The 14,744-nt window shown below is 38.5% G+C and carries 12 protein-coding genes and 1 pseudogene; 8 read left to right on the top strand and 5 right to left on the bottom strand.

Going from position 1 to position 14,744, the window contains the following annotated elements:
• The first annotated feature begins 9 nt into the window (after positions 1-9).
• The 7 genes and pseudogenes from A6E06_RS14400 to A6E06_RS14430 all read left to right on the top strand — a co-directional run bounded on the left by A6E06_RS14400 (position 10) and on the right by A6E06_RS14430 (position 6,206).
• Positions 10-1,050: a glycoside hydrolase family 105 protein gene (locus A6E06_RS14400; protein ID WP_065591053.1), complete on the top strand. Its 1,041-nt coding sequence runs from the start codon at positions 10-12 to the stop codon at positions 1,048-1,050.
• Positions 1,051-1,059: 9 nt separating this feature from the next.
• A complete protein-coding gene (kduD, locus tag A6E06_RS14405; RefSeq protein ID WP_065591052.1) occupies positions 1,060-1,821 on the top strand; it encodes a 2-dehydro-3-deoxy-D-gluconate 5-dehydrogenase KduD in 762 nt (253 codons plus the stop codon).
• Positions 1,821-2,356 (top strand): annotated as a pseudogene (locus A6E06_RS14410) (YgjV family protein). Before kduD ends, A6E06_RS14410 begins: the two are co-directional and overlap by 1 nt.
• A complete protein-coding gene (locus A6E06_RS14415) occupies positions 2,353-2,997 on the top strand; it encodes an RpiB/LacA/LacB family sugar-phosphate isomerase (protein WP_065591051.1) in 645 nt (214 codons plus the stop codon). The pseudogene A6E06_RS14410 and the gene A6E06_RS14415 overlap by 4 nt, the downstream one beginning before the upstream one ends.
• A 59-nt stretch (positions 2,998-3,056) precedes the next feature.
• Entirely contained in the window at positions 3,057-3,980 is a 924-nt protein-coding gene (locus A6E06_RS14420; protein ID WP_065591050.1) for a sugar kinase, read from the top strand.
• 8 nt (positions 3,981-3,988) lie between these two features.
• Positions 3,989-4,603 carry a bifunctional 4-hydroxy-2-oxoglutarate aldolase/2-dehydro-3-deoxy-phosphogluconate aldolase gene (eda, locus tag A6E06_RS14425; RefSeq protein ID WP_065591049.1) on the top strand — a complete coding sequence of 205 codons (615 nt, stop codon included), beginning with the start codon at positions 3,989-3,991 and terminating at the stop codon, positions 4,601-4,603.
• A gap of 85 nt (positions 4,604-4,688) precedes the next feature.
• The gene (locus tag A6E06_RS14430; RefSeq protein WP_065591048.1) at positions 4,689-6,206 is read left to right on the top strand and encodes a DUF2264 domain-containing protein; all 1,518 of its coding nucleotides are present in this window, start codon (positions 4,689-4,691) and stop codon (positions 6,204-6,206) included.
• 136 nt (positions 6,207-6,342) lie between these two features.
• Here A6E06_RS14430 and A6E06_RS14435 read toward each other — a convergent pair whose 3' ends face one another.
• Genes A6E06_RS14435 through A6E06_RS14450 form a run of 4 tightly spaced genes read right to left on the bottom strand, consistent with a single transcriptional unit; the run spans position 6,343 to position 12,780 of the window.
• The gene (locus A6E06_RS14435) at positions 6,343-7,188 is read right to left on the bottom strand and encodes a hypothetical protein (protein ID WP_065591047.1); all 846 of its coding nucleotides are present in this window, start codon (positions 7,186-7,188) and stop codon (positions 6,343-6,345) included.
• On the bottom strand, positions 7,185-8,483 hold the full coding sequence (locus A6E06_RS14440; RefSeq protein WP_065591046.1) for a hypothetical protein: 1,299 nt from the start codon (positions 8,481-8,483) through the stop codon (positions 7,185-7,187). The genes A6E06_RS14435 and A6E06_RS14440 overlap by 4 nt, the downstream gene beginning before the upstream one ends.
• The gene (locus tag A6E06_RS14445) at positions 8,483-9,121 is read right to left on the bottom strand and encodes a hypothetical protein (RefSeq protein ID WP_065591045.1); all 639 of its coding nucleotides are present in this window, start codon (positions 9,119-9,121) and stop codon (positions 8,483-8,485) included. Before A6E06_RS14445 ends, A6E06_RS14440 begins: the two co-directional genes overlap by 1 nt.
• Entirely contained in the window at positions 9,118-12,780 is a 3,663-nt protein-coding gene (locus A6E06_RS14450; protein ID WP_065591044.1) for an ATP-binding protein, read from the bottom strand. Before A6E06_RS14450 ends, A6E06_RS14445 begins: the two co-directional genes overlap by 4 nt.
• 218 nt (positions 12,781-12,998) lie before the next feature.
• On the opposite strand from A6E06_RS14450, the gene A6E06_RS14455 reads away from it, so the two are divergent.
• Entirely contained in the window at positions 12,999-13,850 is an 852-nt protein-coding gene (locus A6E06_RS14455) for a WYL domain-containing protein (protein WP_065591043.1), read from the top strand.
• 116 nt (positions 13,851-13,966) lie between these two features.
• Here A6E06_RS14455 and A6E06_RS14460 read toward each other — a convergent pair whose 3' ends face one another.
• Positions 13,967-14,650, bottom strand: coding sequence for a Crp/Fnr family transcriptional regulator (locus tag A6E06_RS14460; protein ID WP_065591042.1), 684 nt, complete (start codon positions 14,648-14,650; stop codon positions 13,967-13,969).
• Between the last annotated feature and the right edge of the window lie 94 nt (positions 14,651-14,744).

Consider the following 14,744-nt stretch of genomic DNA (forward strand, 5'->3'; position numbering starts at 1 on the left):
GGATTGGAAATGAACAAGGAACACATTCAAGACTTAATGAAAAAAGTCTATCAATGGCAGCATACGAACCGTACCCGCTTTGTTATTCGAAGTACTGGTAAAAAACGTTTTCTACGTGCAACAGATTGGGAACGTGGCGTATTTTGGTTATCTGTGGCTGATGCCTGGAAAGAAACCAATGATCAAGACTACCTTGATGGTTTAATGGACTACACACTCAATACAGGATTTAGACCAGGTCATTTACCTCGTTTTGCTGATGACCATGTCTGTATTCAAGCTTATTTACCACTCTACCCTTTGATGGATACGCCTGAAATCATTGAGTATGCAACAAATGCATTCGATATCATGATCAATGACCCTAAAAATGGCCGTAATGACTGGTGGTGGTGTGACTCATTATTTATGGCACCTCCTGCATTTACTGGTATTTCTGCGATTACAGGTGATAAAAAATACATCGATTATATGGATACTGCATTCTGGGATGCTGTTGATAATCTGTATGACCCTGAAACTGGTTTGTATTATCGAGATCATCGATATATTCCAAATGATGAGCAAACCGAGCTTCGAGAAAAGAACGGTGAAAAAATATTTTGGTCACGGGGTATTGGTTGGGTTCTAACAGCAATCCCTAGAATTCTAGAACATATGCCACAAGATTACCCTACTCGCGGGCAATACATTGCAATGTTCACTGCGCTAGCTGAAGAAGTCATTAAATATCAGCAAGAGGATGGATTCTGGCGCACTAGTTTACTTGACCCAGAGAATTACCCATCGCCAGAAAGCAGTGCAACCTCTTTGTTTGTCTGTGGCCTAGCATGGGGAGTTGAAAAAGGTTTATTAGATAAATCTATTTACTTACCAATCATCACTAAATCGTGGGAAGCATTAGAAACCTGTGTTCACGACAACGGCATGATTGGATGGGTTCAACTACCCGCTTACAACCCACGAGATGTTGAATTTGAACACAACATTGATTATGGCGCAGGTGCATTTTTACTTGCAGCTACACAAGTTATGAAAATTTTAAAATAAGGTTATCCCATGATTCTTGATTCATTTAATTTAAGCGGCAAAGTAGCAATCGTAACGGGTTGTGATACTGGCCTTGGTCAAGGTATGGCTCTAGGTCTTGCTGAAGCTGGCTGTGACATTATCGGTGTTAACATCACTGAACCAACTGATACTATTAGTAAAATCGAAGCTATCGGTCGTAAGTTTTTTAATATTCGTGCTAATTTAATGGCAATGGACTCTATTGATTCTATCGTAGAACAAGCGGTTGCTGAGTTCGGCCGCATTGATATTCTAGTAAACAATGCTGGCATTATTCGCCGTAATGATGCAATTGATTTCACAGAAAACGATTGGGATGATGTAATGAACATCAACATTAAGACGACTTTCTTCTTATCTCAAGCAGTTGCAAAACAATTCATAGCTCAAGGTGAAGGTGGTAAAATTATTAACATCGCATCAATGCTATCTTTCCAAGGTGGAGTTCGTGTTCCATCATATACAGCATCAAAAAGTGCGGTTATGGGTGTCACTCGTGCGATAGCTAATGAATGGGGTCAATACGGTGTCAATGTTAACGCTATTGCCCCTGGATATATGGCGACCAATAATACACAAGCATTACGTGAAGATGCAGAACGCAACAAGGCTATCCTTGAGCGTATCCCAGCAAATCGTTGGGGAACACCTGAAGATCTACAAGGAGCTTGTGTATTCTTAGCCTCAAAAGCATCTGATTATATCAATGGCTATACAATTGCTGTAGATGGCGGTTGGCTGTCTCGTTGATGGATCCCAGTTTGGTTGATATTTTCTCATTTGCCCAGCTATTAGGTCTTCTTAGTTTCATTTTAGGCATTGCCGCATTCTATCAAAAAAATGATAAACGATTGAAGATCCTTATGTTGGCTTTAAACATCAACCATATGTTTCATTATCTATTACTAGGCTCGACAGTATCGGCTCTCAGCTCCTGGCTATCGGCAATGAGAACCACAACAGCAATTTTTATTCGAAATGGTTTATCGCATTTGCTTTTGTATGTACCAGCTTGCTATTTGGCATTTTAACGACCGATTACATGTGGCAACTATTCCCTATAATAGGAACTGTAATTGGTAGTTACGCGATATTTATGCTCGACGGAATAAAAATGCGCTGTTGGTTTTTTATCGGCGCTACATGTTGGCTAATTAACAATATTTTAATTGGTTCAATTGGTGGTGTTCTTTTAGAAATTACGGCGATGTCAGTAAACATAATCACCATCATTCGATTGCATAAAGACGATCGAATTTTAAACAAAAATTTGGAATTAAAATGAAAATTGCATTAACTATGGAAAATAGCCAAGCGGCTAAAAACTCAATCGTTTTAAATGAATTACTTACAGTAACAGCACAAAGTAACGATGAAGTATTTAACGTCGGCATGTCTGATGATCAAGATCACCACCTGACTTATATTCACCTTGGCATCCAAGCTTCTATTCTTTTAGCTTCTAAAGCGGTTGATTTTGTATTTACTGGCTGTGGTACTGGTCAAGGTGCAATGATGAGTTGTAATGCTCATCATAACGTTGTTTGTGGTCTTGCTATTGAACCATCTGATGCGTTCTTATTTACTCAAATCAACAATGGTAATGCACTTGCTCTTGCATTTGCTAAAGGGTTTGGTTGGGCTGCAGAATTAAACATCCGTAATATTTTTGAAAAAGTATTATTATCTGGCTGTGAACGTGGCCAAGGCTACCCTATTGAACGCGCACTTCCACAACAACAAAATGCAGCTATTTTGAATCAAGTTAAACTTGCTGTCGCTAAAGACAATTATATTGACGCACTAAAGTCTATGGATCCTGAATTAGTTAAAACTGCAGTTATGGGTGAACGTTTTCAAGCGTGTTTATTTAACAATGCTGAAAACCAAGAAATCGTTGATTATGTTCGTTCTATCCTAAACTAATATCAATTAGCAACCTAGGCCGATCTTAATGATCGGTCTTTTGTATAAATAGGAATTTTATGGATATTACAAACATAGCTATTATTGGTGAATGCATGGTTGAGTTAAAAGAAATCAATGGTGTTGTAACTCAAGGTTTTGGTGGTGATACTCTCAATACAGCAATCTACCTTTCTCGTGCACTAGAAACACATAATACGACTGTCTCCTACCTCACTTGTGTTGGTAAAGATAATTTTACAAAAAGAATGGTAGATAATTGGAAGAAAGAAGACATCTGCACAGATATGGTAAGAACTTCTACCGATAAAAATAACGGTATTTACTCAATCAAAACAGATAGTGAAGGAGAACGAACCTTTAATTACTGGCGTAATGATTCCGCTGCAAAATATTGGATCACTTGTGAAAACGCCTCTCAAATCACAGCAGATTTATTAACCCACCAACTTGTTTATTTAAGTGGAATTAGTCTTGCAATCCTTACTTCTGAATGTAGAGATACACTCTTTTCTATCCTTGAAAATTGTAAATCTAAAGGTATAAAAATTGCCTTTGATAATAACTACCGCCCTACTCTTTGGAATAACCAATCAGAAGCCCAGTCTGCTTATACAAAAATGTTATCTTTAACTGATATCGCCTTCTTAACTTTTGATGATGAGCAGTTATTATGGGGAGATGATACCGCAGACCAAGCAATGCATCGTACAATCGATTTAGGTGTGTCTGAGATCATTATCAAACGTGGTAAGGATGATTGTATTGTTTACTCTTCTGATAACACCTCTTTTATTCCATCAGTAAAAGTAACCAATGTCATTGATACTACAGCTGCTGGGGACTCCTTTAGTGCAGGTTACCTATCTAAGCGAGTATTAGGCTGTAGCGGCTCTGAATCGGCGGTTGCTGGTCATAAACTTGCAAGCACAGTTATTCAATACCACGGGGCCATTATCCCTAAATCTGTTATGCCAATCTGAGGTTCAAAATGAATTTAAACGAAAAACTAGCAAAAATTAAAGTGGTTCCTGTTGTTACAATCAAAGATGCATCTAAAGCAGCAATGATTGCAAAAGTTCTTGTCGAAAATGATTTACCTTGTGCAGAAATTACTTTTAGAACAGAAGACGCTGCACAAGCGATTAAGAATATGCGTGAAGCTTATCCTGATATGCTAATCGGAGCTGGTACTGTTATTCGTAAAGAGCACGTTGATTTAGCGATTGAATCTGGCGTCGATTTTCTAGTTAGCCCTAGCATTAACCCTGAAATAGTGAAATACAGTCAAGAGCGTAATATCGAAATAATTGCAGGTGTAAACTCTCCTTATCTAGTAGAGAAAGCAATACAATTAGGTTTACACACCGTTAAATTCTTTCCTGCTGAGCCATCAGGTGGTGTGGAAATGCTAAAAGCATTATCCGCTGTATACCCTGTTCAGTTTATGCCAACAGGAGGGATTAATCTTAATAATATTAATAACTATTTATCCATTCCTAGTGTTGTTGCTTGTGGTGGTAGTTGGATGATACCAAATGAGTTAATAGATAATAATGAATGGGACAAATTAGCAGCTCTTGTAAAATCTGTCTCGGAGCTTTAATTATTTATGAAAAGCCGTTCATTGATTGAATGGCTTTTTAATTCATAGAGTAAATAACTAGAACAATAAAAAGGCTGTACAAATCATGTCCCCTACTCCCCAAAGAAAACCGTTTTCATTTGAGCCTAAACAAATACAAGAAACAGAACGACCATTTATCGCTTATGAACATCCAACCATAATAACTTACGCTAACTCAATTAAAGAAAATATTATTAGATATAAAAATAAGAAATCAAAATATACGAAACACGATAATTATATAAAAGATCTATTTTCAAACGACACCACTGATTTAAAGACGCAATGTAATGCCATAGTAAGTTATATATCAGAATCATTCATACATTATTCTGTGTGGGATTTCAGTCATGCCTACTATCCAGGAAGACCTAGCCAACAAACTGCAAAAATTGATGCAATAGAAGGTACAAGTAGAACATTACCAACGCTTGCTGCATGGCTACACGCAAATGGTAAAGAAAATACTAATATTATAGGGCTTAATAAAAAACCAATAAATGTACCAGACGTTCTTCGCCACGCTTTTCTTGCAGGGACAAACCCACATCACAAAGGATTCTGGGGACAGCTTCATGATTACGATCAGAAAACGTGTGAAAGTGCAGATCTAGCTTTAGCTCTATGGATGAGTAAAGAATGGGTATGGAACTATTTTTCTAATGCTGAAAAGGAACAAATCACGACTTGGTTTAAACAAGTTAATCACTGTAAAACAGTAGATAACAATTGGCATTTATTTGTTCTAACAGTACAACTCGTTTTAAAAAACCTTACGGGTGATAATCATATTCAATATAAAAAATATGAACGAATCAAAGAGTTTTATGTTGGTGATGGGTGGTTTCGTGATGGCGCTAAAGGCAATTATGATTACTATAATGCATGGGCGTTTCATTACAGTTTGTATTGGTTTACAAAAATAGACCCAGAATTTGATGCTGATTTTATTCGAAGTTCGTTATCAGGTTTAGTGGCTAATTATCGCTATTTCTTTACGGCCAAAGGGCTTCCATTTTTTGGTAGAAGCGTTTGTTATAGGTTAGCAGCAACCGCTCCTTTATTAACTGCTGTAGATTTACAAAGTTCAGCGATATCAATTGGAGAAGCGAAGAGAGCCTTTAGCACCAATTTGAAATATTTCATTTCCAACGGAGCATTACAAGCAGGAATACCTACTCAAGGAATATTTGGTGATGATTCTAGGTTAATCGATAACTACAGTGGGCCAGCAAGTAGCTTGTGGTCTTTAAGGGCATTAAATATCGCCCTGTTTTGTGGAGATAATACTAATCTTTGGCAAGCAGAAGAAACACCGCTAGCGATTGAAAAAGAAAATTTTGAATTTGATATCCCATCCATAAACATGAAAGTTATCGGGATATTTGATACCCAAGAAGTTATTACCATATTTAAAAATGAATATACACAAGAACAATCACCACTAACTCGGCGTTTACTTACATCAGAACCATGGAGATTATGGTTTGAAACTATAACGGGTCGAGCTAATAGACAAAAAAATAACTTATTAAGAAAAGGGATTACATGTTATTCATCTAAAATGAATAGTTTTTTTTAATAATTTATTTTTCCTTTTTGGATGAGTTAATAAAATGCATGGGGATAAAGATGCCACACTAACTGTGGCATTTAAAAATAACAGATCTTTGCTGCTTAATTAATTCGTGATACTTACCTTTAGAGCAATATCGTTACTAGATTTTGTATAACCTCACGCTTATACCGTTTGCCATAATTGATTCTTGGGTTATCCCTTTTTCTACACTAGACATTAATAACTTTAGCTTAGGCGGAATGAGTGCTGATACTTGCTCCCAGTTTTGGTACTGATTATTAAATAGATTCGAGCGTCCATGGTCTTTAAGTGTTTCTTTTGATAAATCAGGAATGAGTATATAACCAGCCCCCGATGCGAAGGCTAAAGAAATACCTTTAGGATCGGTATCAAACCAAGCAACCAGTTCTATCTCTGGAAAAGCGAGTGCAATCTCTTTTGATATAACCCCTCCTTCTTTATCTCCTCGATAAACTATCAAAGGATTTGAACCCATATCGGATTGTACCAATCTAAATTTTGAAAATGCTTCGTAGTTTTCAACAATCACGATTTGATTGTGGTCGATACTTTTCAAACAACTTAGAGAGATTTCAATATTCATGCCCTCTTCTAAATCGTATTTCCTGCCATTTATATTCGTTGATAAAAGCCCATAAACTTTAATTATCTTCTCTTTGACAGGTCTTGAACTTAGCTTCTCGTTTGGAAAGAACTGAGCCATATCCGTTCGAGAATTCGGGATGGGATCAGTTAAAAGATCAAAACCTGACTGTTCTTTAATCACCTTCCTAATTTGACGTATATCTCTAGACGTTAGCTGTAACTTTTCACCACTGGTAATTCCAACACTAAAGTCGCGGTGAAAAATCTCAAAAACGCCACTCAGCACTACATTGGTACCGTCTTTAACCTTCGCTGGAGAAAAAAGTTGTTTAAGCCGATTTAAATCACTACTGGTTATATTCTCAATAATTCTACTCACAGTTTCCTCGCTATAGACACATCTTCTAAGTGAAGGTTGCCATAACCTATATTGCTACCTGTTGCTAAATAGGTATAAGACCCGATAGGCTCGACGATAAAGCCTTTGCTATCTTCTGGAAGCATTGAAGTATGGAAATTAAGCACACTAAATAACCACACATCTTTAGCGCAAGTGAGTTGGTCAAGATCTTCTGGTAAGTCACCATTGATTTGCTCGTAATATTCCAAGGCGGAAATACTGATTTTTCCCTTCCCAATAAAGGCTTCAGCAAAAAAGGTATCGCAATGAGAATCAATGTCCGCTTCAATCAGCTCTTGTATTTCAACATCAAGTGTCAATTCTCGGCGCTCAGCTTCTTCAACAACCGGAAGTTCATCTTGTTCGACAGGTTGTGCCGTGATTTTCTCAACAATATCGGCCAATTCTGGCTCTTGGTCCATATCATCAGGATTTGGATGGTGCGCAAATTCAATCGGCTCTGAAAGCCAAAACGTCGGTATGCCATCGTGCTTTGCTATCTCATCGGGCAAAATCAAATCGTCACTTGGTGTCCAGTGTGGCTCTTGATCAATAAACCGATCAAAGGCGTTGATCAGGTCTTTATCACGCTCTCGGTTACGATACTTCAGCATCAAAGCTCGAAGTTGAATTAGGATAGAGCCGAGCTCTTGTTGGCAACTACGAATAGCTCTGTGCATTTCAGTACAAAACAAGGTGTTGAGCTCTGAGTTATCTCCAGCCGTTTCACTCAACAACTTAAAAGAAAAAGCTTTCATGCCACTAACAAGCTTTTCAGCTTGCTCTATAGCGACTTGGTTCTCTTTTTGCTTTTGGACGAGCGTATGACCATAACCAAAGTCATAACTGATACGGTTTCTTAGGCGACGACAAGACTCTTGCAAATCCATTGTAATTTCATAGACTACCCCTTCAAGGCTATTAAACCTATCTGCCTCTTGTTCGCTTTTGCCATTTAATTTAGCTTCCAGATATTCTTGTGCGAGGTTCTGAATTTCTGGAATGCGCTCAGCGTGTTGAGTCCCAAGAAACGAACTGGCTTCCGTTTCAAGGAAATAGTTCATCAGTGCTTCCATCTTAGGATGTACACGGTAGCCGCGGCTTGTCACGATAACAACGCGGGCTTCTTTTAACTTACGTAGGTCGTTGGCGTTCTCATGAGTTTCACGTATCGTGCCATTTTCAAAAACATGAGTTAATGTGTCCTTTGCTTGGCTGATTAAGCTAAGCATGTGGTTGACACCACCATGTTTCCCATTGTTTTGAGAGCTCATCAAAAGTCGAACTCCTCTTGGTTCTCGTTTGCTTTGTTAACTGCCTCAACAATCTTTTCATGCGTATCGATGAAATCGAGCACCTCGTAAACAAAGTCTAGTTTTCCGGTCATCACATAGAGCTGACGCTCTTTGTTTACTAAATGAGCCACCCCTTCTTTGATCAAAAATTCGATAACCACATTGAGTTTTTCAGTTGCACTGTCGCGCACTTTTTTTCGACTCACTTTTGGAAGTCGATAAATACTATCGAGTTTCTCCATCAAACTAGGAGACGATTGGATTTGCGCGCTCAAGACAGGCACACTTAACTCATCGCCACCAACCATCACAGCTTCAACTTGAGCAGCCTCACTGACTGTCGCTACAAACTTAACCACTGGTCGAATAATACCGTGTACATTGTTCATCAGCGCGGTCACCTGACGACGATTGTGATCGTCTACACTCTTATAAGTGACATAATAGGCGCTGGTTCGGCTCGTACACTGAAGCTCTCGGTTCATAAGAGTCAACGCTTGATTAATTTCTCGGCACGTACGGCCCTCTTTAAGCGTCTTGTAAGCTTCACGATCAGTTGCTGGGCAGATAAAACTACCACTAAGTAGAGACTCTAGGACTTGTGATACTGGCTTCATGCTTCTACTCCTGTGCTAGTTTCAGCGGCTTTGGCTAACGCGAGTTTACTTACTTTAGGTTTGTTGAAAATGTTCTTGTAAGGCGTTAAGTGGTACAGGTACTTAAATAAATTGGCTGTACGGTTATTACCATCGGGCTGAGCCGCAATAACATTGAAGTTGTGTGATCCCATCATCTTAAGCAGTTTGGCTTGGTTTTCTGCCGTCAGTTTACCAATCTCATCGGTTGGGTAAGTTATTGATAGTCGACTTGCTCCACGTTGTTGCGTCAGTAGCGCTAAATACAACATGGATTGAATAAGCAAGTTCGTGCCATTACTGGCTAAGTCACGCATATCTTTATCTGTTTTGGCGGTTTTACGCTGGTTGTTCTCGATAACTTCAAATTTGATGTCAAACAGCTCAGTGGGCTTCTTAACTTTCTCGGCACTAATATGATAAGTCAGTGTATCTAAAGCATTGTAAAACTCTTTAGTTGGTAGCTCAGCAGATCCCGTTTTATCCCACTCTTCATAAATCTCAGAGAAGTTAATAATATCTTCCCAACCTTGTAGTTTGGAAAGTGTACTTTCAACGTTAATGTCAATAGAACCAACCACCGAAAAAGTGTTATTGACCTTTACTTGTTCGGAAATATTGCGACCAAGTTTCTTAATATCACGATCGAAGCCAAGTAGCCGATGCTTGAAGTCAACGAGCATGCGCCCCATGTTGACCGCGCTTTCAATTGTTATACGGGTCACTTGAGGAATAATGTCATTCATGATGATTTCTAGTATATCTATTCGCTTAGAGTCACTAGCAACAATATCTTCTGTAATAGTGTTTCGGCTGCTTTCATTCCAGAAACGATACAGTTCCCCGTCACCAAGGTTGAGAGTGATAGTTTCCATTTGTTGTATATCTTTTTTACGTTGCTTAGTAAGTCTCTCTAACTCCGGGAGTTTGCTCTCCACATCATTCAATAGTGAATTTAAATCGCCGTTATAGTCGTTCTCTTCTTGGCTCCCTTCTTCGCCCTCAAACATCACGTAGTTAGTTAGGCGAGAGATTGCACTGTCAGCTCGCTGCTTGTGGTTCTTTAAGATAGATAGTTTTTCATCAAACTCTTTCTTGGTTCGATTAGCTTCGACTCTAAGCTCTATCAGTTTTGTTTCTAAAGATTTAACTTCTTGATGCACCGCTTCAAGTTCTTTTGCCTTAGTATTACGATCGTCACGCCTCTTAGGGTCATCCACTTCATAAACAGCAATCCATGTCTCATATTCTTTGATCTTATGAGACTTCGCTTTTAAGTTTTTGATCTGATTATCAAGAAATTCAATTTCTTCTTTATAGCGTTGATAGATTTCACCGCTAATACCTTGTTTGCTCAACCGCTGTTCATACTCCGTTTTGATACGCTGTTTGTTCTCGCCTAACGTCAAAGTACTTTTTTCCAGTAGTTCATCTATAGCGCCGATCGTGAGAGCAAGTGATGATTCAATATTGCCAATTTGAGTAAGCCTATCGTTGTTTAGCTCTAATTTTGCCTCTTTAAAACTCTCAAGCGCCAATGAGACTTCTCGCTCAATCTGGGATATGGCTTTCTCAATCGATTTGATGCTTATATTTATTTTTTCGATTAAGCCCTCTTTTGCACGAGCAATCTCTATTTTCTTATTGTTAAGGTTAACCTTAGTTTGAGCTAGGTCACCTTCAGCGTTGCGCAGCTCATTGCGTAGTCGTGACAACTCTAGACCTGACTGTTTAACAGCAGAGTTATTTTTTGAAATTTTCTTATTAAAATCGGTCTCTGTATCGTCAAGCTCATCGATAAGATCCATCAATCGAGCCTGCTCTTCAACATCAGCTTTGTTGGTGACACTACAATCAGCTAGGCTGCTCGTATCGATGTACAAGTCATACATAGAACCTGAATTTTCAGTCATTGACGGTGTGAGTGTCGTGTCCATCAAAAGCTCATCGGTAAGAACACGACCAAGTGGAGAGCTTTGCCATCCCTGTCGATTAGCTTCTAGGAACGAGAACAAGGTTCCTGAATCTGGGTCTAATCGGTTACTGACTACTTTGAATCTAGCTTCGGCATCGCGCTTGTTACGACGAGTGTCCTCTAAGCTTTCGAGTTGCTTTTCACGTTTAGTTTGTAAGTTGGCTCCTTCCTTCTCGCTCACAAGTGTCGTGTGTTTTAACGTATCGACTTCCTCTTGCAATCTGTCCTTCTCTAACTCCAATTGTTCTCTCTGTTCAATGAGAAGCTCATCAATATCAGGATTTTTTAGTCGCTGTTTTTGAGTGGCTAGATCAGCCTTACGCTTCATTAGAGTCGAAGATTTGTCAGTAGTGAAACTTGTATGATATTCGGTCAGTTCCTTTAACTGTGGCTGATACACAGCGTCTATCTTATCTTTCTTAACCTTGAATTCTTTTTCGGCATCAAGTTTTTGCTCTATTAGGTCAGACTTTTCTTTATTGAACTTACTAACAAGGCTTTGTTTGTCTTTCTCATACTTTGCTTTCGCATCATTGAACTTAATTTCAAGATCGGCGTAACTTTGTCTTTGATGTGTCACCTTATCTTCCATTTCTGGAAGTTGCTTAAGCTTAACCGACAGTTCTGGGTAACCATTATTTTCGTATGTTATAAGCTTGCTGTGATGAACGTCGATCTCAGACTCAATACTTGTAATAGAACGTTGAAGAGCATTCTGTCGAACCTCTTTATCGAGCTTTTTTTCATTAATTTCGCCAATCTTCCTATCGCTATTCTCAAGAAAGTCTGCGCGCATTAGATCTGTTTTCTTACGGGACTCATCAAGGTTTTCAGAGGCTTCACGAATGATTGTTAAGGCATTGGCGAGCTGAGTGGTTAAGTACGCGATCTGCTGATTGTTCGCAATAGCTTCAATGAATGCGTCTTTTTTATCTAGGAAAGCTGTTAGACCGCTGTAGTCATCGCACCATTGTTCAATTCTGTTCGCATCCACACCAAATTCTAGTGTGCTATTACCTTGTTCAAGAATATCAAGAAAAAGCGCCTTGGTGTCCGCCATGTTGAATTCACCCTGAATCAATGCGGCGGTGATTTTTTCGATATGACGAACATCATGACGGCCAGAGCACAAAGAATAACTTAGAAACTGATTGTTCAAAGTTCCTGCATTAATGTTTTGGATAATTTCGCGGTACTCTTTGACACTAGTAATACGGGACTCATAATCCAAACCGTTAACGGCCAGTTCTGCGGCCAATTTTGTACAGGCAATAGCGTATGGCTTTTCTTCGCTGTCTTGTTTAATGATCACTGATTGTTCAAACTGACCTTTAACGAAAAGGTAAACAATGCCACCTTTAGTACTGAGGTTTCGATAACAAATGACATGAGCAACTTGACCACGAGCAGTAATGTACTCGAAAACAATATAACTGTTGCTGTGTGGTAAGTACCATTCTACAAAGGGTTTATTAACATTCGATTTCCTGACGATCTGCGTGCCAGTCGCTCCATAAAAGAACGGAATAAGCCTTAATAATGATGTTTTTCCTTCTCCGTTACCGCCAGTGATCTGAGTGGGAGAATCAAAGTAATACTCTGAAAACATCTTGTTTTTCTGATAGGAATTTATTGCGATAACTTTGGTTAATCCGGCATACATCATCGTATTTATCTCGATCTTTGTTGTTTTTCTTGACTGAAAATCAACCAGTTTGAATTTGTGGCAACTAAATCAGGTTGCAGCTGCCATATAATTTATGCTCTCACAGAAATGGCTTCTGAATCTAATACGCCCTTCTCAATATCCATAATAAATATATGTACTTTATGGCTACATGTATATACTGTACACATCAACATGTAGCATTTGTGAGCAGGAACATGATTCAAGTAGATATTAAGTGGGACCAACAAGTAAGATTTCGATTAATTGAAATCATAGCCCAGTGGGAAGGTCGACTGACAACAAATCACCTATGTGACGCTTTTCATATAGGCCGCCAACAGGCTTCTAGAGATATCAATAAATACATTAGTCTTACAGGCCAAGATCAATTGATACTAGATAGGACAATTAAGGGTTACAGGCCAGCAGATAGCTTTAAGCCTCGGTTTACTCAAGGTACTGCTCATGAATACCTTATGATGCTTCATCAACAGTATAACCAAGAAGAAACATTTGAATTCTTTAATTGGGGGGAAGCTCAATCGACAGTATTGAATGTTCCTGAAAGGGCTATATCGCCAAAAATCGTTCGAAGTTTAATTGCTGCCGCAAGGGCTAATCTTCGTATCGATATTGATTACGTGTCTCTATCTACACCTGAAGTTCGAGGGCGTATAATTGCTCCTCATAGCTTGGTCTATGATGGTATTAGATGGCATGTGAGAGCATTTTGTGAAGATAGAAGTAGTTATCGTGACTTTGTATTAAGCCGTTTTAGAAACGAACCTGACTTAATGGATAGATCACTAAATACACGAGAATATGATGATGATTGGAATCACCAAGTTCAGTTAACGATTACACCTAATCCCTACTTATCTGAAAAACAACAATGTATCGTTGCTGACGATTATGCTATGGAAAATAAAGAGTTAAAAATCACAACTCGCAAAGCTTTAGTACATTATTACTTACGCCGAATGGGAACAACACAAGACAAAGGATTACTAAAAAAAGAACCGGAAGTTCATCAATTAACCGCACATTTCGACACAAATAGATATTAATAATGAAGTCGGTAATAAGTTTATCTAAAAAGAATTTATTATAATCAAGGTGTAAACACATTTCAGGACAAGCCAAAAACAAAAAAGCCCGCACCTTTCGATGCGAGCTTTATGTTCTATTCATGGCCTTCTAAAAAAGATCTCAATTCATCTTCATTAATAATGATTAAACCTTGATCACTTTTTTCAATGAGATTTTTATCTACCAGACTTTTAACTGCTCTTCGATATACTCTTTCAGACGTTCCAAATCGCTCGGCTTCTTGAAGTACTTTATCAAAACTCCCTAATGCCGCAGTTATACCACTTTTCTGCATTAATAGGTCATATCCAATATTATACGCAATAGGATGTAACAAACGGTTGGTATAAATATCCATAGAGTCTTGGTAATCTTCTGCTAGCGCTGCCGCAAAAAAGAACATCATCTCTGGCTGTTTATACAAGGCTTTAGTTAACGCTTTTAAGCAAATCGTATCTACTTGCAAATACTCATCAGCTGCGACTGTCCACTGACAAGGCGTTTGAGTGAAAAATTCCATTTCCCCAAAGATATGATAATCACAGTTAGCCTCACCAAGCTGAAATCGTCGCCCATTAAGAGCCAAAATACTCATAGACACACGACCACCAGGAACAATATAAATGTAATCTAGCGCCTCACCTTGACGAAGTATTTCTGTACCTATATCAACATAACCTGTACTTACTTGGCATTGATAAAGCAGCTCTTTAAATTTATTACTTTTACTGGCTAAGAATGAGTAAAAGCGACCAGAAGAATAAGGACTGATTTTCATAATGAACTCATCTAGAAACAATGGCTGCAACGATAATTAGATCCAACTCTAAACACAACTCTTTCTAGCCTTTTGCCCATAAGTTGTGCTTTAG

The organism is Aliivibrio sp. 1S175, from assembly GCF_001690985.1.
Classification (GTDB): Bacteria; Pseudomonadota; Gammaproteobacteria; order Enterobacterales; family Vibrionaceae; genus Aliivibrio.

Excerpts from the sequence above, each read along its gene's own strand:
- A6E06_RS14400 (WP_065591053.1), top strand. The coding sequence starts at position 10 with ATGAACAAGGAACACATTCAAGACTTAATGAAAAAAGTCTATCAATGG.
- kduD (WP_065591052.1), top strand. The coding sequence starts at position 1,060 with ATGATTCTTGATTCATTTAATTTAAGCGGCAAAGTAGCAATCGTAACG.
- A6E06_RS14415 (WP_065591051.1), top strand. The coding sequence starts at position 2,353 with ATGAAAATTGCATTAACTATGGAAAATAGCCAAGCGGCTAAAAACTCA.
- A6E06_RS14420 (WP_065591050.1), top strand. The coding sequence starts at position 3,057 with ATGGATATTACAAACATAGCTATTATTGGTGAATGCATGGTTGAGTTA.
- eda (WP_065591049.1), top strand. The coding sequence starts at position 3,989 with ATGAATTTAAACGAAAAACTAGCAAAAATTAAAGTGGTTCCTGTTGTT.
- A6E06_RS14430 (WP_065591048.1), top strand. The coding sequence starts at position 4,689 with ATGTCCCCTACTCCCCAAAGAAAACCGTTTTCATTTGAGCCTAAACAA.
- A6E06_RS14440 (WP_065591046.1), bottom strand. The coding sequence starts at position 8,483 with ATGAGCTCTCAAAACAATGGGAAACATGGTGGTGTCAACCACATGCTT.
- A6E06_RS14445 (WP_065591045.1), bottom strand. The coding sequence starts at position 9,121 with ATGAAGCCAGTATCACAAGTCCTAGAGTCTCTACTTAGTGGTAGTTTT.
- A6E06_RS14450 (WP_065591044.1), bottom strand. The coding sequence starts at position 12,780 with ATGATGTATGCCGGATTAACCAAAGTTATCGCAATAAATTCCTATCAG.
- A6E06_RS14455 (WP_065591043.1), top strand. The coding sequence starts at position 12,999 with ATGATTCAAGTAGATATTAAGTGGGACCAACAAGTAAGATTTCGATTA.
- A6E06_RS14460 (WP_065591042.1), bottom strand. The coding sequence starts at position 14,650 with ATGAAAATCAGTCCTTATTCTTCTGGTCGCTTTTACTCATTCTTAGCC.